The 18,821-nt window shown below is 50.4% G+C and carries 20 protein-coding genes and 2 pseudogenes; 13 read left to right on the forward strand and 9 right to left on the reverse strand.

What is annotated here, in order from left to right:
- Positions 1-42 precede the first annotated feature (42 nt).
- Complete coding sequence (locus FHW71_RS21205; RefSeq protein ID WP_179452959.1) at positions 43-1,065, reverse strand: AraC family transcriptional regulator; 1,023 nt, start codon at positions 1,063-1,065, stop codon at positions 43-45.
- Between the two features lie 64 nt (positions 1,066-1,129).
- Between FHW71_RS21205 and FHW71_RS21210 the strand changes: the two genes are divergently transcribed.
- Positions 1,130-2,332 carry an MFS transporter gene (locus FHW71_RS21210; RefSeq protein ID WP_179452960.1) on the forward strand — a complete coding sequence of 401 codons (1,203 nt, stop codon included), beginning with the start codon at positions 1,130-1,132 and terminating at the stop codon, positions 2,330-2,332.
- 45 nt (positions 2,333-2,377) lie between these two features.
- Here the strand turns inward: FHW71_RS21210 and FHW71_RS21215 are convergent, their stop codons facing one another.
- Positions 2,378-3,283 (reverse strand): alpha/beta hydrolase, encoded by a 906-nt coding sequence (locus FHW71_RS21215; RefSeq protein ID WP_179453064.1) that lies wholly within the window; start codon positions 3,281-3,283, stop codon positions 2,378-2,380.
- 209 nt (positions 3,284-3,492) lie between these two features.
- Positions 3,493-4,668: a glycosyltransferase family 4 protein gene (locus FHW71_RS21220; protein WP_179452961.1), complete on the reverse strand. Its 1,176-nt coding sequence runs from the start codon at positions 4,666-4,668 to the stop codon at positions 3,493-3,495.
- Positions 4,669-4,962: 294 nt separating this feature from the next.
- Here FHW71_RS21220 and FHW71_RS24170 point away from each other — a divergent pair, with 294 nt between their 5' ends.
- Entirely contained in the window at positions 4,963-5,094 is a 132-nt protein-coding gene (locus tag FHW71_RS24170; protein ID WP_154182757.1) for an ATP-binding protein, read from the forward strand.
- Positions 5,095-5,160: 66 nt separating this feature from the next.
- Here the strand turns inward: FHW71_RS24170 and FHW71_RS21230 are convergent.
- Positions 5,161-5,253 (reverse strand): annotated as a pseudogene (locus tag FHW71_RS21230) (LysR family transcriptional regulator); the annotation flags it as partial.
- On the opposite strand from FHW71_RS21230, the pseudogene FHW71_RS21235 reads away from it, so the two are divergent.
- A pseudogene (locus tag FHW71_RS21235) lies at positions 5,251-5,485 on the forward strand (hypothetical protein); the annotation flags it as partial. The pseudogenes FHW71_RS21230 and FHW71_RS21235 sit on opposite strands and share 3 nt — an antisense overlap.
- A 49-nt stretch (positions 5,486-5,534) precedes the next feature.
- On the opposite strand, the gene FHW71_RS21240 reads toward FHW71_RS21235, so the two are convergent.
- Entirely contained in the window at positions 5,535-6,470 is a 936-nt protein-coding gene (locus FHW71_RS21240) for a LysR family transcriptional regulator (protein ID WP_179452962.1), read from the reverse strand.
- Between the two features lie 99 nt (positions 6,471-6,569).
- On the opposite strand from FHW71_RS21240, the gene FHW71_RS21245 reads away from it, so the two are divergent.
- Entirely contained in the window at positions 6,570-7,004 is a 435-nt protein-coding gene (locus tag FHW71_RS21245) for a DMT family transporter (RefSeq protein WP_154182761.1), read from the forward strand.
- A 9-nt stretch (positions 7,005-7,013) separates the two neighbouring features.
- Entirely contained in the window at positions 7,014-7,505 is a 492-nt protein-coding gene (locus FHW71_RS21250; RefSeq protein WP_154182763.1) for a DMT family transporter, read from the forward strand.
- A gap of 159 nt (positions 7,506-7,664) precedes the next feature.
- On the opposite strand, the gene FHW71_RS21255 is transcribed toward FHW71_RS21250, so the two are convergent.
- The gene (locus FHW71_RS21255; protein ID WP_179452963.1) at positions 7,665-8,807 is read right to left on the reverse strand and encodes a phytanoyl-CoA dioxygenase family protein; all 1,143 of its coding nucleotides are present in this window, start codon (positions 8,805-8,807) and stop codon (positions 7,665-7,667) included.
- Between the two features lie 9 nt (positions 8,808-8,816).
- The gene (locus FHW71_RS21260) at positions 8,817-9,647 is read right to left on the reverse strand and encodes an SDR family oxidoreductase (protein WP_179452964.1); all 831 of its coding nucleotides are present in this window, start codon (positions 9,645-9,647) and stop codon (positions 8,817-8,819) included.
- Positions 9,648-9,761: 114 nt separating this feature from the next.
- On the opposite strand from FHW71_RS21260, the gene FHW71_RS21265 reads away from it, so the two are divergent.
- The 5 genes from FHW71_RS21265 to FHW71_RS21285 all read left to right on the forward strand — a co-directional run bounded on the left by FHW71_RS21265 (position 9,762) and on the right by FHW71_RS21285 (position 15,314).
- Positions 9,762-10,775, forward strand: a complete 1,014-nt coding sequence (locus tag FHW71_RS21265) for a LacI family DNA-binding transcriptional regulator (RefSeq protein ID WP_179452965.1) — start codon at positions 9,762-9,764, stop codon at positions 10,773-10,775.
- A 63-nt stretch (positions 10,776-10,838) separates the two neighbouring features.
- Positions 10,839-11,321 carry a glutathione peroxidase gene (locus FHW71_RS21270; RefSeq protein ID WP_179452966.1) on the forward strand — a complete coding sequence of 161 codons (483 nt, stop codon included), beginning with the start codon at positions 10,839-10,841 and terminating at the stop codon, positions 11,319-11,321.
- 158 nt (positions 11,322-11,479) lie between these two features.
- Positions 11,480-12,238, forward strand: a complete 759-nt coding sequence (locus tag FHW71_RS21275; RefSeq protein ID WP_179452967.1) for a MurR/RpiR family transcriptional regulator — start codon at positions 11,480-11,482, stop codon at positions 12,236-12,238.
- Between the two features lie 117 nt (positions 12,239-12,355).
- A complete protein-coding gene (locus FHW71_RS21280) occupies positions 12,356-13,864 on the forward strand; it encodes a PTS transporter subunit EIIC (RefSeq protein WP_179452968.1) in 1,509 nt (502 codons plus the stop codon).
- Positions 13,865-13,877: 13 nt separating this feature from the next.
- The gene (locus tag FHW71_RS21285) at positions 13,878-15,314 is read left to right on the forward strand and encodes a 6-phospho-beta-glucosidase (RefSeq protein ID WP_353621013.1); all 1,437 of its coding nucleotides are present in this window, start codon (positions 13,878-13,880) and stop codon (positions 15,312-15,314) included.
- A 40-nt stretch (positions 15,315-15,354) separates the two neighbouring features.
- On the opposite strand, the gene FHW71_RS21290 is transcribed toward FHW71_RS21285, so the two are convergent.
- Positions 15,355-16,041, reverse strand: coding sequence for a hypothetical protein (locus tag FHW71_RS21290; protein ID WP_154157189.1), 687 nt, complete (start codon positions 16,039-16,041; stop codon positions 15,355-15,357).
- Between the two features lie 178 nt (positions 16,042-16,219).
- Between FHW71_RS21290 and FHW71_RS21295 the strand changes: the two genes are divergently transcribed.
- From FHW71_RS21295 to FHW71_RS21305, 3 genes are all read left to right on the forward strand, one after another.
- Positions 16,220-16,573, forward strand: coding sequence for a DUF1428 domain-containing protein (locus FHW71_RS21295; RefSeq protein WP_008102079.1), 354 nt, complete (start codon positions 16,220-16,222; stop codon positions 16,571-16,573).
- A 205-nt stretch (positions 16,574-16,778) separates the two neighbouring features.
- Positions 16,779-17,642 (forward strand): substrate-binding domain-containing protein, encoded by an 864-nt coding sequence (locus FHW71_RS21300; RefSeq protein WP_179452970.1) that lies wholly within the window; start codon positions 16,779-16,781, stop codon positions 17,640-17,642.
- Positions 17,643-17,672: 30 nt separating this feature from the next.
- Positions 17,673-18,023, forward strand: a complete 351-nt coding sequence (locus FHW71_RS21305; protein ID WP_008102074.1) for a DUF3147 family protein — start codon at positions 17,673-17,675, stop codon at positions 18,021-18,023.
- Positions 18,024-18,067: 44 nt separating this feature from the next.
- Here FHW71_RS21305 and FHW71_RS21310 read toward each other — a convergent pair whose 3' ends face one another.
- A complete protein-coding gene (locus tag FHW71_RS21310; protein WP_179452971.1) occupies positions 18,068-18,604 on the reverse strand; it encodes a cysteine hydrolase family protein in 537 nt (178 codons plus the stop codon).
- Positions 18,605-18,821: the final 217 nt, after the last annotated feature.

The following is an 18,821-nucleotide window of genomic DNA, read 5'->3' on the forward strand; positions in this document are numbered from 1 at the left end:
ACGGCCTCCTAAAGTTAACCCAGCATATGATAAAAATAATATTCACTCATTTACAGTATTAGCGCCTCTCTCTGGTCGCTGACGCATAGCGCCCGGCGGATAGCCATTGATGCGCTTAAAAGCTCTGCTAAACGCTGCCTGTGAGGCATAACCGAGGCGTAGAGCAACGGTATCGATTGAGATCTTATCGTGCATAATCCAGTGACCTGCGATGCGCATTCGCACTTCCCTTACATAGCGCAGAGGAGGTATGCCGATGATTGATTTGAAGCGTTCAGCAAAAACAGAACGCGACACATGCGACTGGGCCGCAAGCTCAGCAACAGACCACTCGCGACTCGTATCGCGATGAATGGACAGAATAGCCTGGGCAAGTCGTGGATCACGTAACGCAGCGATCAGGCCAGCGGCGTTCTCGCTGCCGTTTTCGATCCATCCACGCACAATCATGGCAGCCGCCACTTCTGCAAGGCGTGCCAGGATGCCCGCGAAGCCAGCGCGTCCGGAACAGATTTCAGCTTTCATCGCGCCCAGAATGGGAACCAGCCCCGGATAAATCTGTTCATTTGCCTCAACCACTATCGCTTGCGGCATCAGTTTACCAAGGCCCTGCATTCCACCGAGATCGAACTCCATACAGCCATAAAACAGAACCGTGCTGGGTGTTGGATGCGAACTCGGGCAGGTATCAATTCCGCTGACGGCCTCGCCTAAAGGAGCAGAGCCGAACGTATCGATATGTTGAAATGAGCAGCTGACATCCGATAAAAGCTGATGTTCCTCACCCTGCGGCATGAACACCATGCTGCCGGCGTTCAGTTCGTGCAACGTACCATCGCTGGTGCGAAGCAGAGCAGTACCCACGGCGATGTAATGAAAATAGGCGTGTCCCGGCCTGTTGCTAAAACCGACGCCAAACTCAGAACCCGTCTGCAAACGGCGATACTGCACACCACGTAGCCGCATTTCCAACAGCAATTCACTGATGAGCTCGGATGACAGGGCAAAATGTTTGTTCACATGCATATTCGGAGTTTCGGGTAAAAAATCAGGGTAAGGCATCATAGATCGTCCAGTTGCTCGACTCTAGACTTGGAGCTGTGATTTTTTACTCCAGAAAGAGTGTGTTATGAGAAACGAAGCAACTAAAGCTGTATCCGCGAGTTTAACGTGTTCTGAACCCAAAGAATCCGCATGGATGGCTGTGATATCACTGACTATGGGCGTATTTGGCTTACTGACAGCAGAATATCTTCCTGCCAGCCTGCTGACACCCATGGCCGCCGATCTCGGTGTCACGGAAGCGCTCGCTGGTCAGGCTGTGACGGTAACGGCTGTGGTGGCCCTGTTTGCGGGTCTGATGGTTCCCCGCCTGACGCGTAATTATGATCGCCGAACTGTTTTGCTGGGTTTTACCGTGCTGATGATTGCCTCTAACCTGCTTGTCGCACTTTCATCCAGTCTGGCTGTTCTGTTAATCATGCGCATTTTGCTGGGCATCGCGCTGGGAGGCTTTTGGAGCATGGCAGCTGCTGTAGCTATGCGGCTGGTCCCTGCTCAAAGCGTCCCGCGTGCTCTCTCCATTATTTTTAGCGGTATTGCTGTCGGAACCGTAGTTTCGATCCCACTGGGAAGCTATTTAGGTGGGCTTTATGGCTGGCGTAGCGCTTTTATCGCTGCAACCGCAGTAGGTGTGCTGACACTGCTCTTTCAGCTATTTACCCTTCCCGGAATGGCTCCGCGTAAAATGATGGTAACGGCATCTGTCATGGATTTACTCCGCCGCCCAGGCATTGCGATGGGAATGACGGGGTGTGTAATTGCCCATACGGGTCAGTATGCGCTGTTTACCTATATTCGGCCGGCTCTTGAAAATATTGTTCAACTTGATGTGGATCGTTTGTCTTTGATATTGCTTGGATTTGGCGTCGCTAATTTTATCGGAACGCTGCTGGCCGGGTGGCTGATGGAGAAAAGCCTGCGTCTTACCCTGATACTGATGCCAGCGCTTGTTGGTGTGGCGGCATTAAGTATGATTTTGCTGCCGCTGGAGGAAACAGGATTGATGTTGTTCGTCGCGTTGTGGGGGATGGCATTTGGTGGCGTACCCGTTGCGTGGTCAAACTGGGTAGCGAGTTCCGTTCCCGATCAGGCTGAAACCGCTGGCGGCATGGTAGTCGCAGCCGTTCAGTCTTCGATTGCTGCGGGTGCAGCGTTGGGAGGTTTACTCTTTGGTATCAGCGGCGTAACAGGTGTTTTCATCACCGCGGGTTGCATAATGTTTTTTGCAACGCTAGTTATAGGACTAAAGGTGAGGGAAACGCTGACCTGAACATTTCCCTACAACAACGCGTCAAATGAAGGCCAGTTGCATCCTTTATTGATTTAAGAATGACGTTACCGCGCGGGAAAACTGTTCTGGCTGATCAAGCATGACAAAGTGAAAGCTGTCATCGATGCGCGTGAAATGGATATCGGATGCAGATGCATAGGCTTGACGGTACATGGCATCCACGCTGGCTGCAGGAACGCCGAATAAAGCGTCATACGCGTACACGATCTCCATCGGCGCTTTGATGCGGGCGAGTTCGGGGCGCAGATCGGTAATCATCAATTCATACACGGCATCCGCAACTGTTTTACGATCAGAATTGAGTCCCGCAGTCACCAAAGCTGGTCTCACCGCCTCAGTCTTCACTAAACGGATGATGGATGTTTTCTGAAACTCTTTGAATTGCCGCGGCGACTGTCCCAGTAGCCAATCCCGCGTCGCTGTGGCATGCCGTGCAGCAGTCTCGGTGGTCGCCGCAGGATCAATCATCAACGTATAGAATGGCAAGGCATCGACGATCATCAAACGACTGACCTGGTCGGGATGACGGGCCCCGATCATCAGTGCAATCTCACCCCCAAGCGAATGGCCAATGATCGCCGGTGCTGTGATGTGCTGCGTTTGAATGTAATCCGCGATGGCATCAACTGCCGGAGCGATGACCTTTCCCTCTGGATTGGAAAGTGCAGGTGTGCTTGCAAAGCCAGCAAGTTCAACAAGATGAACTCGGTGGCTTTTACGTAAAGTTGCTGCTAAATCAGTCCAAACTTCGCGAGACGACGCCAGCCCCGGAATCAATATGACATCCGGTCCTGAGCCTTGCGTCTCTACAGAGATGCGTTGCGAGTTTGAATGCACTGCAGGTATCGGCTGAGTTTCTGACGCTGAAACTAAGACGGACATCAATAGAAGCGCCCCTCCGAGCGTGGCACGTATATTTGCGCTAGGAATGAATTTAGTCCTTTATATTTTATCCCTGATAAACCGGGTTTGGCTGACATAAGAGTATGTCATAAAAGGTAAAATTATTAAGGGATGGATACAAAGGTTTTTAATGTGCCGGTTACAGTATCGTGTCAAAAATGTGGGTAACTGACAGTATTCTGAGTTGAATAAAAGGGAACAATTCACCCGCCATAAGCAATATGGCCTGTATCCGATTAGATAAACGTTTTATTTTTGTCGGTTTCAAAACCCATATATATCGCATTGAGTCGCTTCCTGAACAACACGGGATCGTGATCCAGACATATTCGCGCGAGTGAGTTTTTAGCGCGCTCTGATACGATTTTTCTGCCGCTGATGATTTGCAATATGTAGGTTTTCAATTGAGATATGATGGCACTTCTCAGAACGGTTTTGTCCTTCAATGAGGATACTGTTAGCTCTGACATCGGATTCAGGGGGCAGCGGATCAACCAGCCGGCATTTTCTGGATTGATTTCTGGCAGTGCCCGGACATTCGTCGTTATAACCGGGCAGCCACATGCCTGCATCTCCAGAACGGAAAAGCCGTACGTCTCCTGCCAGGTTGGTAGTAGCCCGACATCAGAGGTCTTAATTAACGCCAGCACCGCGTCGTTGGTCAACGACGTGTGGTGACGGAATATCGGGCAATCACGCAGCTTATCTTCCACGCATTTTCTAAAAACGTCGTCGTCCTGGAATGCCTGGTGAGCCACGTTATGCGTTCTACCAAGATCACCAACCAGATTAACGCGCACGTCGTTCACACTTATCAGGTTTTCCCTTAATAGCTGGGTAAAGGCCAGCACAACTTCTGCACCTCCCTTGCGATAGAACTCATTACCCACGAAGGTGAAAGTCACCGGTCCTTCCTGAACCACCACGCTTTTTTTATGCAGTATCGGCTGCGGAGGATGGAGTACGTGCAGTTTGGGCCCAATTATGGCCTGCTCTTCAGGAAAATGTTCCAGCAGCCTCAGCTGGATCTGCCGTGTGGCTTCTGAGATGGCGATAATGCCCTTGCAGTGCGAAGAGCAGACATACCGTAGTTCCCGCGCCAGCTCGGGGTTGGCAAATTTCTGTATTCCGCCAACGGGCAGAACACGGGGCAGTTCGGTTTCAAAGGTCGCCACCCAGTCACCTGACCCCGCAGAGACTTCATTAAAAAGGTGGATAATGTCCGCATCAACGGAAGAGATCAGGGGCAATGGACGGAAAATAAAGAGCTTATTTTTATGTAATAAGCGCTGCCTTATGACGTTAATCCAGGTCCAGATGTTTCTGGGACGGTAATCAATATAGCGATGTGAAGGGTCTGTAATGATGTTTCTCTTTTCCGGGTAGCCATTACCACCCACGATAATCTTCATGCTTCCCCCTGCTGGCGAGTGCAAAAAATTAACAGGATTAATTGAAATATTTTTGCAATTAAAAAGGGTAAATAGGTATTTGCGATCTATATGTAGTTATGGTGTTTAAGAAAAAGTCTGAATGCGTCATGGTTACACAGGTTGTTGATAACAAATAAAAATCCGCCCGATGCTGCTGCTTCCCGACACGCTTAATTATGCACGGACATGCAGACAAAAGACGTGTATTTGCAGATGTTTAATGGCTTTCCAGAATACTTCGGGAGAGAGAGTACCAATGCTAATTAAAAAGTTATGTGGCTGATAATCGATGAAACAGGATATCTGCTTTGCATTAAGCAAGAATCCAATCTGTTTTATCAGGTAATAGAAAATTATTATGAGAAGAGTGCAATAAGCCTGAAAGCTGGGAAAGCCTCTAATTAAATATTGTCCCGATCCTTTTGATCTACACAAAAAAAAGAGTCTGCGGATGCCTAGGGCTCTTATCCCCTAAATTCTCAGCGTATCAATCACCGCGCGCAAAGCGGGCGACACATTGCGATGTGGATAATAGAGAAATGAACCTTCCAGACGTTGGCTGTACCCGAAGATGCAGAGGCCGGTGGTGGCCTGATGGTTGCTGTCATCCAGCTCTCCATTGCGCTGGGTTCAACAGTAGGAGGTCTGATATTCGACAGCCTGGGATGGCAAAGTGCTTTCGGCTTGAGTGGTTTATTACTTCTTGGTGCGGTGGCAATGACGTTTGTGATATTCCGTCAAGATTGCAACACGCGCTAGCGCAATTAAATTCTTTCAAGCGTGCTCTTTGCCATAGCATTCGGCGTAAAGCCGAATATACGATTTTCGCTCATAGGGGACATTCGTCAGTCAAATTGCCAGTAAGGTTTGGGGCCATAAACCTCCAGAAAGTAATCAATAACCGCTCTGACATTCAGCGGTGGATGACGGGCATTAGGATAAATAGCGGCAATATGTTGCGGCTCTGTTTTTATGGCAGCTTCAAGATTGGGCATAATTCTGACTAGTTCCCCTTTATGAATGCTGTCTCCAATCAGCCAGTCCGGGAAGAGCACCATCCCCATTCCACCTAACGCGGCGGTAAGAAGCGTCTCTGCATTGTTAGAAATCAGCAATGCAGATACCGGGTAGTGAACCCAGCTGTCATTCTGTTCTCTGAATAACCATCGGTTAGGGCCGGATGAGCCCGCATAAACCAGACATTTATGCTGCGCTAAATCTGAAGGGATAACTGGCTTTCCCCACTTTTGAACGTATTTAGGAGACGCAACAAGATGGTAGCGCTGGGTGCATAATACGCGAGCGTGAAATGATGAGTCGGTAAGTGTCCCAATGCGAAAAATAATGTCGGAAGCATCGCGGTGGGGATCGATGTAGTCATCTGTCTGAGCCAACTCGATCAACAGCTTAGGGTAGCGCTCGCATAGGCCTGTCAGCCAGGGCGCAATGTGCCGCTGTCCAAAAAAAACTGGCGCATTAATTCTTATTAACCCTGAAGGCTCAAGCGATCTGTCCTGCAGTTCTTTTCTTGCTTCGCTGAGCTGCTCACACATTATTCGGGCATATTCTACGAACAATCGTCCAGCTTCGGTTGGAATGACAGCGCGGGTATTACGATAGAACAGCTGCTGTCCGAGAGTATCTTCCAGCTGCAGAATCACTCGCGACACCATCGACGCTGATACTCCTTCTCGCCTGGCAACCTCTGAAAAACTTTGCGAGTCAAAAACACCAATAAAAAACAATAGACTACGAAAGTTTATTGAACTGGCATCATACATTATCTCGATTCCTGCAAAGGTGTTTCACGGATTATACTGTTTTTCATTACTTTGAGCGCCATTATCATCAGCCTCCTAAACCAAGTTGGAGACTGTTTTATGCAGCTTTTATTCATATTACTCGTCGTTGCTGGCGGGATGGGATTATCCGTTGAAGCAGGGTTATTAGGACCGCTGGGGAGTGAAGTTGGAGATTTGTGGGCCACATTCAGTATTTTTGGTGTCGGTGCCGCGCTGACATTCATGCTGATGCTTTTCTTCAGTCCGCGTAATAGCCCCTCTTTTTTCTCGCAACCTGCGTGGACGTTAGTCGGCGGCATCCTTGGACCGGTATATGTGGTGATTCTCACCATTGCTGTTCCCAGTATTGGTATTGCGATGACCATGATTGGCATTTTAGCCGGGCAGGTGTTTAAAAGTCTGGTGATTGACCACTACGGACTTTTTGGTACCGCTCACCGCAAAATTGACCAGAAACGAATCATTGCACTTATTTTTATTGTTGCTGCGCTGGCTCTTGTGGCAAAAGGCTGAGGTGAAATTATGAATATTTTGATGATCATTCTTGCAGTGGTTGGTGGAGCATTTCTGAGTATGCAGGCCGCAATTGGTGGAAAGTTGGGCAGCAATGTCGGCGTGTTCCGAAGCGCATTCCTGACGTTTTCTACCGGGGCATTGGTAACTGCTCTGTTGATCTTTTTCTTTGAACCAAAGCATGCACTTACGCTGCTTGACGTACCAAAATGGCAATTACTGGGCGCGCTCTGTGGTGTGCCTTACATCGTTATTATGGTTATTGCAGTCCAGCGGATCGGCTCAGCGGTAGCAACTGTTGCGGTTATCTTTGGGCAACTGGCAATGAGCATGCTGATCGATAACTTCGGTTGGTTGGGAAATGAAGCAATTCACTTCTCCTCAACACGACTGGGAGCAGTAATGTGCTTGGGGATTGCGCTGTTCTTTATCTACTCGAGCAGTAAAGCCAAAACAGCGCCGGTGGATAAGTCACTGAAGAAAGCCGCCGTACGCGACTGAGAAAACAGCAGCGAGTCAGGCACTATTGCACAACGTTTATTACCGGATTAGCGGTACAGGATCTATTGCTAATCCGGTTCATCAGACCAGATACATACTCATCGATATGGCGTAACACCCAACGTCAGGGCATTACGCCATACCCGTTGCAAAACACGCCTACGCTTTTCTCTTACTCTCGTGGTTGTCTAATTGCTGGCTGAACTCTTCCGCTGAACAGCGTTGCTGTAATGCTTCCAGTAACAGTTGCTGTTGTGTTTTTGGGACGAGGCCTCCCAGCGGTGGATCGGTATCCAGATTGGTCGGGAAGGAGTAGCCTTCACCGCTCGCCGCCACAATTGCTTGTAACTCTTCATCGCTCAGATCTTTACTCAGCAGGGTTGGATAAATCGCTTCCATCACTTTAACGTGATTCACTTTCTCCATGGTTTTGCCAAAAGCGGATGAGACCTGCAGTAAATTGGCCGTACGCACGTGATCCTTCGTGACATTATTGCCGGCGGCATGGAACAGAGCCGGATTGAAGAACAGCCCATCACCTTTTTTCAGCGGCAACTGAATGGCATGCTGCTGGAAGAATTCAATAAAGCGCGGATCGCGCCACGCCAGATAACCCTCAGCATATTGCTGCGACCAGGGCAAAAGTTGCGTCGGACCTGATTCAATCGGCATATCACTGTGAGCCACCGCGCCCTGAAGCGTCAGATATTGCGACAGGATCTGCAACGGCAGCGGGAAGCGAGCAACCACGTCATTTACCTGAAAACCGAGATGGTAATCCCGATGCGGCTGCTGCGCTTTGCCGCCCGGACGCACCTGATTGACCTGCGCCGTAATTTCATATCCCGGCCCAACCCAGGCTTCACAAATCAGCGCCAGCAACGGATTGCTGTAGTAATCGATGAAGGCATCAGCATCCCGCTCCGCCACTTTTTGCAGCGCATTCCAGATACGCCCGTTGCTGCCCGCTTTGGCAAAGTGATCGCCACCGCCGCCGTTTGCCGCTTCACTGGCGAGGATATCCTCAAAGACTTTACTGCTGCGATCAACGGCTGATAGCTCATCATATAAGCCCTGAACCACCAGGACGCCGGGCCCGCTGGACAATGCACGATGCAGTTCACCCAGCATGGTTTGACGGTCTGCTGTTGCAGCCGCCAGCAGGTCGTCACGATGATAGATCAGCACATTTTTATCAGCCGAACGTGCCAGCGGGAAATCGTCTTTACGTAGCGTTTGCGCGCAAATCGTGGCGAAATCATCGAGAGAAATGTGGCTGTCATTAATGTAGATATTATTCATTTTTTTGCCTCACAGAGTCAGAGCATGTGATGGCTGGAAGCCACCGTTATCACCACAACCAACCACACTTTGATCAAAATCGATCACCGCACCCGTCATCATTCCTGACTCCTCAGAAAGGAGAAATGCTACGCCACGCGCGACTTCGGCGGGTTTCAGCAGGCGGCCAAAAGGCTGCGCCTGCTCAGCGTTGCGAAGCCAGTTTTCATCAGCATCATGATATTGCCGCTGGATGTCGTGTTCGTGCGGCGTATCCATCCAGCCAATATTCAGACCATTTACCCGGATGCGATTGCGCATGGCGCTGAAGGCCACGTTTTTAGTCAGCGTGACCAGCGCACCTTTGGATGCAGCATATGCCGTTAAGAAGCTCTGGCCGCCGTGGGAAGTCATGGTGATGATATTGACGATACTGCCTTCAATGCCTTTGGCAATCATCAGTTTGATCGCTGCCTGCATCAGGAAAAAAGGCGCGCGAACGTTGACAGCCATAATCGCATCAAACAATTCCGGGGAAGTGTTGAGGATGGTGCCGCGATCGGACATGCCTGCGCAGTTCACCAGCCCGTGCAGGGTTCCAAACGCCGTTTCTGCGGTCGCCACTACTTTTTCGCAGGCTTCTGGCGAGCTGATATCCGCTTCAACAAATATCACTTCACAACCGGTTTGGCTGAGGATATCCACCTGTTCGTGTCCGGCTTTAACGTTACGACCGCAAATCACAATGCCCCGGGCTCCGCGAATTGCCAGAAGACTGGCAACGGCTGCGCCTAATCCCTGTGTTCCGCCGGTCACGACGAACACTTTGTTTTTTAATCTGCTGCTTTCACTCAGGCTCATTCGTTGTCCTTTGTTATTTTGGGTGAGGTAAGGTCTGTCTGCTTGCTCACAATGACCTTAGCAATTACATTCGATTAACAATACGGCCACATAACCTCAAAAAGACCTCAACTTATGGCAAGGTCATTCTCCATTAAGCAAATCGCGGCACAGTCTGGCGTCAGCAAAGCCACGGTCGACAGAGCATTGCATCAGCGCGGCAGTGTCAGTCCACGCACTGCCCGACGCATTGCTCAGGCGATCCGCGACCTGGAATTACAACAACGCGCCAGCCTGGCAAGCGGTCGCACGCTACCGATCGATCTGGTGATGCACGCGCCAGAGCGATTCAGTTCGCTAGTGCTGGCGGCACTGCTTAGTCAAATCAACAGCTTCGCACCTTTCCGACTGGCGCTGCGCTGCCATATTTTTGAAGAAATCTCGCCTGAAGAGCTGCAGCGTGAGCTGCGCCGCTGTGGCAATGACAGTTATGGCGTGCTGCTCAAAGCAAGCGATCACTCTTTGCTGCAGAGTACGATTGCGGAGCTGGCGGCGCTCAATGTTCCGGTGGTCACGCTCGTTACTGATTTACCTTCAAGCGAGCGCATCAGCTATGTCGGCATGGATAATGAAGGTGCCGGTCGAACGGCGGCCTGGCTGATGTCGCGGTGGCTGCCTGCTGCAGTGCAAACGGTCGCCGTAGTGATCAGCAGCACGGGTTTTCGTGGAGAAGAGCAGCGAATGGAGGGCTTCATTCAGGCGTTAAGTCAGCGAGCGCCGTATTTGCAGATTAAAGCTGTCAGTGAAGGTTACGGTATCGATTCACTCACATTTACGCAGATGTGCACAGCGCTGGAACAGGATCCCTCAATCCAATCTATTTACAGCGTGGGGGGCGGAAATAGTGCCATTTTGCAGGCTTTTTCAGCGATGCACCGCGAGGTAAACGTTTTCATTGGCCATGATCTGGATGAAGAAAATCGCCGGCTACTGGCTGCTGAAGAGATGGATGCGGTGATTGACCATGATCTTCATGAAGATGCGCGATCGGCGTTTAAAGCAATCCTGCGTTTTCACGGCTTTTTGCCCGAAGCCGAAGATGAAACGGCATCATCACGCGTTATTGTCGTCACGCCGTTCAATATTTGAGGCACTAGCGATTGCTAAGTGACAATATCGACGCCAAACCGCTATTGCTCTAAGGATTCTGACATGACCACCTTTTATCAACTCAATGCCATCAGCCTGCGTGGCCAGCCCATCGCTATGAGCGATTTCGCCGGCAAGCTGGTTCTGGTGGTAAACACCGCCAGCCATTGTGGATTCACGCCACAATACGCCGGCCTCGAAGCACTCTACAAAAAGTACGCTGCCCAAGGTCTGGTGATTCTGGGTTTCCCCTGCAACCAGTTCGGTAAGCAGGAACCCGGCAGTGCCGATGATATCGCGCAGACCTGCCAAATTAACTACGGTGTAAGCTTCCCGATGTTTGAGAAAGTGGAAGTTAACGGCGCCGCAACGCATCCGCTATTTCGCTATCTAAAAGAAGAATTGCCCGGCGTGCTGGGTGGGCGCATCAAATGGAACTTCACTAAGTTTCTCATCGGACGTGACGGCAAACCGCTCAAGCGTTTTGCGCCGATCACCACTCCGGAGAAAATAGAAGCCGCAATCCTTGCTGCACTAGAAAGCTAATAGTGATTCCTTCTCTCGCCGTCCGAAATGTGCGAGCTATCACAATTAACAACATTTCTTTTTGAGCACTAAGCCTGTTTTCACGTTAAACATCACCTGCATGTCACGTTTTGTGACATGATAAGCGTCATAAATCGTCTAATTGGATATTTAAATATATGTTTGACGCCAGAAAACTATCCACTTTAAATGCCCTCGAAAGCAGCGTGCATAATTATATTATCAAAAATATTAACGCTGTTATTTATATGACCATAAGGGAGCTGGCCGATAATTCAGGTGTGTCTACCGCAACTGTTCTGAGATTCTGTAAAAAAATGGATTTCAAGGGTTACTCAGAACTCAAAGCCAGTATGAAGTTGCACCTGAACAGAAATAGCACATTACTTATTCCTCATGGTGCTGAGGAAATATTAACCTTTTTTAAAAGCATCAGAAACGATGAGTTTGATGAGATGATTAATCAGGCGGCAGAATACATTCGTGATGCAGAACGGGTGTTCTTTGCAGGCGCAGGCAGCTCTGGCACGCTCGGCAGGTATGGTGCCCGTTTCTTCTCTAACATGGGCAAGTTCAGTAATCACATTGACGATCCCTATTATCCGGTGAGCTCGGACATGGTGCAGAGTTCAGTGGCCATCGTGCTTTCTGTCTCTGGCGAAACCCCAGAAATAGTGAAACTCGCCAGACAATTTGTCATTCACCATTGCAAAGTGATTGCGATAACCTGTAACCCGGATTCAACCCTGGCAAAACTCGCTGACTTTATTGTTCCCTATCATGTATCCCGCATTTTGATTGATGACGAATATGACATTACCACGCAGGTTCCGGTTATTTTTATTCTCGAATCAATAGGCAGAAAGCTGGTGGTGAATAATGTCAGTGAGATGTCACGTGGTGTGACATTTTTGTAATTATCGACCAGTTATAACATATTGTGACTTCGTGACATTGCCGAAGCGATTTTCTAACATTGCCGCGATTAGTTCGCCTCTGACGGACTGAATTCCCTCTGGCAATGGAAGAAAACCATGGCAATAAATTATGCGGATTCTGCAAAAGAGATCGTAAAGCTGATAGGTAGCGATAATAACGTGATAAGTGTCACGCATTGCGCTACGCGTCTGAGGTTTGTACTTAAAGATTATGCTCTGGTCGAGGTTGAATCACTCAAGCGGGTTAAAGGGGTGATTACTGCGATGCAGGCCAGCGGCCAGATGCAGGTGGTTATTGGCAATCACGTCGGTGATGCTTACCGCGAAGTGCAGAATCTACTCAATATCGACGAAAGTGTTGCGGTAACACCGCCTAATGTCGGTATCGTAAGCCGCGTTATGGATATCATCTCCAGCATATTTGCGCCTTTCCTCTATCCGCTGGCAGCCTGCGGTGTGCTGCAGGGGATCATTTCGCTGCTGACCGCCATCGGCTGGATGGATCCGGCAAGCGGCACCTATCGCATTCTTAATTTCGTTTCCTGGACCGGCTTTACCTTCCTGCCCGTCATGGTGGCTTTTACCGCCGCAAAAAAATTCAACGTAAATCCTTTCACAGCGGTAATTGCTGCCTGTGCGCTGGTGTCACCGGATTACCTGAATATGCTGACGGCCAACAAAATACTCACCGCCAACTCAGCCGATCCGGCGGTGCATGCTTTGATGCAGAGCGCGGTTGAAAACCCGGCTATTTCAAAGGTGCTGGTGGAGATTGCAGGCATTCCATTGGATGCCGCGCCGCTGACCTTTATGGGCTTGCCGGTAGAATATTTGAGTTACACCTCATCGGTGATCCCGATTATTTTGATGGTTTGGGGCATGTCGTATGTGCAGCGGTTCTTTGAGCGCCTGCTGCCGATGGTGATACGCAACCTGTTTACGCCGATGTTCTGCCTCGCCATCATGGTTCCACTCACGCTGCTGGCATTCGGTCCGGTCGGTAACATGATTGGTGGCGCTATCGGTGGCGTCTACAACACGCTTTATCACTTGAGTCCTTCCATTGCCGGATTTGTGGTCGGTGCTTTGTGGATGCCGCTGGTTACGTTAGGCGTGCATTGGGGCATCACGCCCGTGACCGTCGGCAACTATGCAACCTTGGGCTACGACACCTTTACCGGCTTACAAGCCTCTGCCGTATTTGGCATGGCGGGTGCGGTGCTTGGCGTCTACCTGAAGGCGAAAGACGCTGAGCTGAAGCGCATGGCGCTCTCTGCAGGTGTGACGGCGTTGTTCGGCATCACGGAACCCGCCATCTACGGTGTTGCATTACGCCTAAAACGGCCAATGATTTGTGGCTGCTTGGCCGGCGCTGCTGGCGGCATGATCGCCGGCGCCTTCAACGCGGTTTCCTGGAGTTACTGCATTCCAGGCATTGCCGTCCTGCCGGTGTTCTTTAAAGAAGGGCACATGACACAGTTCCTCGGCTTCCTGATATCCATTTTCGTTGCATTCGTTTTGGGCATGGTCTTCTCCTGGGTAGCGGGATTCAAAGAAGACAGCCAGCCTGACGTTCGCCCTGTGCCGCAGCCTGGCACCATCTGATCAAGAGATACTTATTATGAATAATCAATTCCCGGAAAATTTCATGTGGGGCGGCGCGGTTGCGGCTCACCAGGTCGAAGGTGCGTGGGATAAAGGCGGAAAAGGCCCGAGCATTGTCGATGTGCTGACCAGCGGGGCGCACGGCGTTGATCGCGTTATCACCTCGGGCATTCAGGATGACTGCTTTTACGCCAATCATGAGGCATCTGACTTTTACCATCGTTATCCTGAAGACATCGCGCTGCTGGCCGAAATGGGCTTCCGCTGCTTCCGTACATCGATCGCCTGGTCGCGTATTTTTCCGCGCGGCGATGAAGTCGAGCCGAACCAAGAGGGGCTGCGTTTTTACGATGCGTTGTTCGATGAGCTATTGAAATACGGGATTGAACCGGTTATTACGCTGTCCCATTTTGAAATGCCCAATTTCCTGGTCACCGAATATGGCGGCTGGAAAAGTAGAAAAGTTTTGGACTTTTTTGTCCGCTTCAGCACGGTGGTGATTGAACGCTTCCAGCACAAAGTAAAATACTGGATGACCTTCAATGAAATTAATAATCAGCGCAACTGGAAAACCCCACTTTTCGGTTATTGCTGTTCCGGCGTTATTTTCACCCACGAGCCTAATCCTGAAGAGTGCATGTATCAGGTGCTGCATCATCAATTTGTTGCCAGTGCTCAAGTGGTGAAATTAGGACACGACATTAATCCTGAACTGAAAATTGGCTGCATGATCGCCATGGTGCCGCTGTATCCGTTTTCCTGTCACCCAGATGACGTGATGTATGCCCAGGAAGCGATGAGGGAACGATTCCTTTTTAGTGATGTTCACATGCGCGGTCATTATCCGGCTTATATCCTCAATGAATGGCAGCGCAAGGGATACCACATTGCGATGGAGCCCGGTGATGCGCAGATCCTGCGTGAAGGATGTGCCGATTATATCGGGCTGAGCTATTACATGAGTAATGCGGTGAGTAAAGAAAATGCCGGCAGCGGGACCGCACTTTCAGGATTCGAAGGAAGCGTGCCGAATCCACACGTTAAAGCCTCCGATTGGGGCTGGCAGATCGATCCGGTCGGCCTGCGTTATGTGCTGAATATTCTCTATGAGCGTTATGAAAAGCCGCTTTTCGTGGTTGAAAACGGTTTTGGTGCCATCGACAAATTGGATGAAAACGGCGAGGTCAATGATGACTACCGCATCGACTATCTGCGCGCGCATATTGAACAGATGAAGAAAGCCGTGACTGAAGATGGCGTCGATCTTATGGGATATACCCCATGGGGATGTATTGACTGTGTATCCTTTACCACCGGCCAATACAGCAAGCGTTATGGCTTTATCTACGTAAATAAAAACGATGATGGTAGCGGAGATTTTGCCCGCTCGAAGAAGAAGAGTTTTGACTGGTATCGCCGGGTCATCGCCAGCAACGGCGAAGAACTCTAACCAAATTAGGTGCGACAAGGATGTCGCACCTACAAAATTTTTAAGGCTTCTCTTTCTCGTCTTCAGCCGGAATCAGCGGTTCATCAATGGCGATGGATGAATTAGATTTCAGCAGCTGAATATCCAGAATCACGTAGGTCATGGTGGTGATGAATAACGAAATCACGCTGCCAATCACGCCGCTGGTGGTGAAGGTGAAATAGTTATACATCACCACCCAAGTCACACAAATAAACAGCGCCAGCGCAACGTTAATTGCCGACTGCGAATAATCTGTGGTGCGTGAACCCATTTCATTAATTTGCCGACTGAAATTCGCGCCGCTGTATTTCTCCAGCACAAAAATTCCCTGTTCCCAATTACGCAAACGACGAGCGCCGCTGCGGGTGAGAAATACGTAGAGCAGCGAGACAAATAAACCGGAGAAGGCGATCAGTACCGGCACCGCTTCCAGCGCGTAAGCGAGGCTTTTATGGCTGGATGCCTGCGGCGTGAGATCCAATGTTAACGACGCACCCAGCGCGGCATATAAAAACACAAACAGCAGCAGAAATAGCGCGTTGCGTCGCCAGTCGAGATCGGCTTCGTGATCCTTCTGCTGACGTGCGCTGTGCAGCGCCTGCTGTAATAACGTGGCATTGGTGGATGCGGTGTCAATACTCTCAATCTCTTCACCCAATAAGCGGTGAATAAACGGCTGATCGGCCGGTTCAATGGTGATGCGCATAGATTTCTCGGTAACTTAACGATCAAAGGCGTCAGTGTAACGTAAATCGTCTGGCACGCGCAGAATCTGCGAGTAAGCGCGCAATTTTCCATCTATGTTTCGGCTCGTATTGCACATCATTTGTACAATTAATGGGCGGTTATTACTGACCGCGCAAATCACAACGGAGTAACGAGCTATGTCGTATGTTGATGGTTTTGTCGTAGCGGTGCCGGAAGCCAATAAGGAGGATTATCGTGCCATGGCGGCCAAAGCCGCACCGCTGTTTAAAGAGTTTGGCGCCACCCGTATTGTCGAGTGCTGGGCAGACGATGTCCCCGAAGGCACGCAGACCGATTTCTATCGCGCGGTAAAAGCCGAAGAGGGCGAAACGGTGGTATTCAGCTGGATCGAATATCCCTCGCGAGAAGCGCGTGACGCCGCCAATGCCAAAATGATGTCCGATCCGCGCATGAAAGAGATGGGCGAGAATATGCCGTTCGATGGCAAACGCATGATCTATGGCGGATTCGCGATTTTGCTGGATGAGTAGTTGAGATCAAAGGCGTTGAGATGGTCGCCATGAATGGCGACCCTACGACTTGGTGCTGTATCACCGTCCGATATCATTTATGATCTTCAAAATCTGAACTGACCTCTAAGCGATTGGCGCTCGCGGATTATTCGGGTAACGTGGAATGCTTAACTTTGTTACCTACAAATAATTACCGCACGCTAAGTTGCAGGAGAGTCAGTCCATGGCCGTTAATTCCAACATCGTCGGCATTGTCAGCGATGAGTTCACTAATCCCAATACCGTAAAGCTGCTCAATGAAGTTACGCGCCAGCTGAATGAACGCGGCTTGATTACGCTGCTGCTCAATGCCAATTCCCGTGAAAGTTATCAAAGCGCGCTGCATAACGCCGCGCAACTACCTGTCAGCGGTTTAGTGTTTCTGACCTCGCTGTTTAGCGATGAATTGAGTGTGGCAGCCGATATTCTGCCGCAGGCGACAACCGTCCATCTCAGTCACAGCGCCAGTGCGGATGCCAACGTCGTGATTGCCGATGGCTTTGACGCAGGCGCAGAGATGGGATTATTGCTGCTGTCGCAAGGTCATCAACGGTTCGGCTTTATGCACAGCCAGGAAAACAGCGCGCCTGTGCGCCAGCTGGACGGTTTTGTCGCCAGCCTGCAAGCAGAACAGAAAGAACTGAAAATCGAGCTCTCCGCCGGTGGCAACGATCGCGAACTGGCTTATCAGGCGATGATGGCGTATTTAAAGAAAACGCGGGCTGCCGAGCGCATCAATGCGCTGTTCTGCGAAAGCGATGTGCTGGCGTTTGGCGCGTTACAAGCGGTGCGCGACTTCGCGCAGGGCGCGCATGTCGCGGTGGTGGGTTTCGATGATGTCGATGAAGCTCGCGCGTCAACCTGGCATCTCACCAGCTGGGCGCAGCGTCGTGATTTGCTGGTGGCCGAAGCGCTTAATCGTTTACTGGAAAACCGTGCCGATACCATTAACGCCTGGCAGCAGGGCGAATTGCAGGTGCGCCATTCGCATCACGGCAAGCATGTGCCGGGCGAAATGTCGCAGTGCGGATGTGCGATTCGGCATTGATAGCCGAAACAGGAACGGAAGGAGATGTTAATGCTGTGGCTTATCGCCAAATATGCCATTACTGCCGGCATGGTGGTGCTGATATCTGAAGTGGCTAAGCGTAGCGATCGCCTCGGTGGGCTGATAGCCGCGCTCCCATTGGTGACCGTGCTGGTATTGATCTGGATGAAGCTGGAAGGACAAAGTCAGGCCAAAATTGCCAGCCACGCCTGGTACACCTTCTGGTATGTGGTGCCGACCTTACCGATGTTTGTCGCCTTTCCGTTTCTCTATCAACGCCTCGGATTCTGGCCGACGCTGATTGCGAGCTGCGTGCTCACCATCTTGTTATTTCTGCTGTGGGCCACGCTGCTCAAGCGCTTTGGTATTGAGCTGATGTAATTTTGCTAAGTGAAAAGAGGGCGTTTGCCCTCATTTCCAGCCACTCAGAAAGCATATGCGGCGCTTGAAACTAGCTGTACAAAGGGCCCAGCAAGGGTTTGATTATGGTGCGCAATAATCTGCTCAGCGCTCAGCACGCCGTTATCCACCGAAGTATGTCCATCCTCAATCAGCACCACGCGAAAACCTAAATCTGCGGCAGCGCGACAAGTGGTATCCACGCAGTATTCGCTCTTCATTCCAACAATTACTAACTCTTGAATATCAGCACTTTTTAGCGCTGCCAGTAATTCAGTGTCGCGAAAACAGTTGGGATAGCGCTTCACAAATACCCGATCGCGCGATGCATTCATCTGCAGTTCAGGAATCAGCTGAGTCAGCGGGCTGCTTTCGGCGAAGGGCGATCCATCCGGTCCGATGTGGCGCGCGAAGAAAATGGGCGCATGCGCTTGATGGGCTAACGCGATTAGCTGATTGATATTGGCTAGAACAGTGTCCGCAGCAAAGGGCGCTGGCGAAGCGTGAAATAACCCATTCTGCATATCAATGACTAACAAGGCTTTGTGTTGCGATGGCTGCATGGTGTGTCTCCTTTCTGCATGCTATGAACGGAGACCATTCCCCGTCCAATGATTGACGGGGCTGAGGATGCTGGAGCTTATCTCTTCGCTACAGATGCACACACGCCGCCGCCATATGCGGTGGTGGTTGTGGTCTCTGTGGTTAATGCGTTGAAGATAGACATAAAAGCTCGCCAGAATGTGGTGTGAGTTTTGAATCTAACAGAGTGCCGCGAGA

This window comes from Enterobacter sp. Sphag1F (genome assembly GCF_014193275.1).
GTDB classification, from domain to species: domain Bacteria; phylum Pseudomonadota; class Gammaproteobacteria; order Enterobacterales; family Enterobacteriaceae; genus Pantoea; species Pantoea symbiotica.

Coding starts and splice junctions, on each gene's coding strand:
- FHW71_RS21260 (WP_179452964.1), bottom strand. CDS start 9,647: ATGAGCCTGAGTGAAAGCAGCAGATTAAAAAACAAAGTGTTCGTCGTG.
- FHW71_RS21255 (WP_179452963.1), bottom strand. CDS start 8,807: ATGAATAATATCTACATTAATGACAGCCACATTTCTCTCGATGATTTC.
- FHW71_RS21220 (WP_179452961.1), bottom strand. CDS start 4,668: ATGAAGATTATCGTGGGTGGTAATGGCTACCCGGAAAAGAGAAACATC.
- FHW71_RS21295 (WP_008102079.1), top strand. CDS start 16,220: ATGTCGTATGTTGATGGTTTTGTCGTAGCGGTGCCGGAAGCCAATAAG.
- FHW71_RS21205 (WP_179452959.1), bottom strand. CDS start 1,065: ATGATGCCTTACCCTGATTTTTTACCCGAAACTCCGAATATGCATGTG.
- FHW71_RS21310 (WP_179452971.1), bottom strand. CDS start 18,604: ATGCAGCCATCGCAACACAAAGCCTTGTTAGTCATTGATATGCAGAAT.
- FHW71_RS21250 (WP_154182763.1), top strand. CDS start 7,014: ATGAATATTTTGATGATCATTCTTGCAGTGGTTGGTGGAGCATTTCTG.
- FHW71_RS21210 (WP_179452960.1), top strand. CDS start 1,130: ATGAGAAACGAAGCAACTAAAGCTGTATCCGCGAGTTTAACGTGTTCT.
- FHW71_RS21240 (WP_179452962.1), bottom strand. CDS start 6,470: ATGTATGATGCCAGTTCAATAAACTTTCGTAGTCTATTGTTTTTTATT.
- FHW71_RS21280 (WP_179452968.1), top strand. CDS start 12,356: ATGGCAATAAATTATGCGGATTCTGCAAAAGAGATCGTAAAGCTGATA.
- FHW71_RS21300 (WP_179452970.1), top strand. CDS start 16,779: ATGGCCGTTAATTCCAACATCGTCGGCATTGTCAGCGATGAGTTCACT.
- FHW71_RS21270 (WP_179452966.1), top strand. CDS start 10,839: ATGACCACCTTTTATCAACTCAATGCCATCAGCCTGCGTGGCCAGCCC.
- FHW71_RS21290 (WP_154157189.1), bottom strand. CDS start 16,041: ATGCGCATCACCATTGAACCGGCCGATCAGCCGTTTATTCACCGCTTA.
- FHW71_RS21305 (WP_008102074.1), top strand. CDS start 17,673: ATGCTGTGGCTTATCGCCAAATATGCCATTACTGCCGGCATGGTGGTG.
- FHW71_RS21265 (WP_179452965.1), top strand. CDS start 9,762: ATGGCAAGGTCATTCTCCATTAAGCAAATCGCGGCACAGTCTGGCGTC.
- FHW71_RS21275 (WP_179452967.1), top strand. CDS start 11,480: ATGTTTGACGCCAGAAAACTATCCACTTTAAATGCCCTCGAAAGCAGC.
- FHW71_RS21245 (WP_154182761.1), top strand. CDS start 6,570: ATGCAGCTTTTATTCATATTACTCGTCGTTGCTGGCGGGATGGGATTA.
- FHW71_RS24170 (WP_154182757.1), top strand. CDS start 4,963: ATGTGGCTGATAATCGATGAAACAGGATATCTGCTTTGCATTAAGCAA.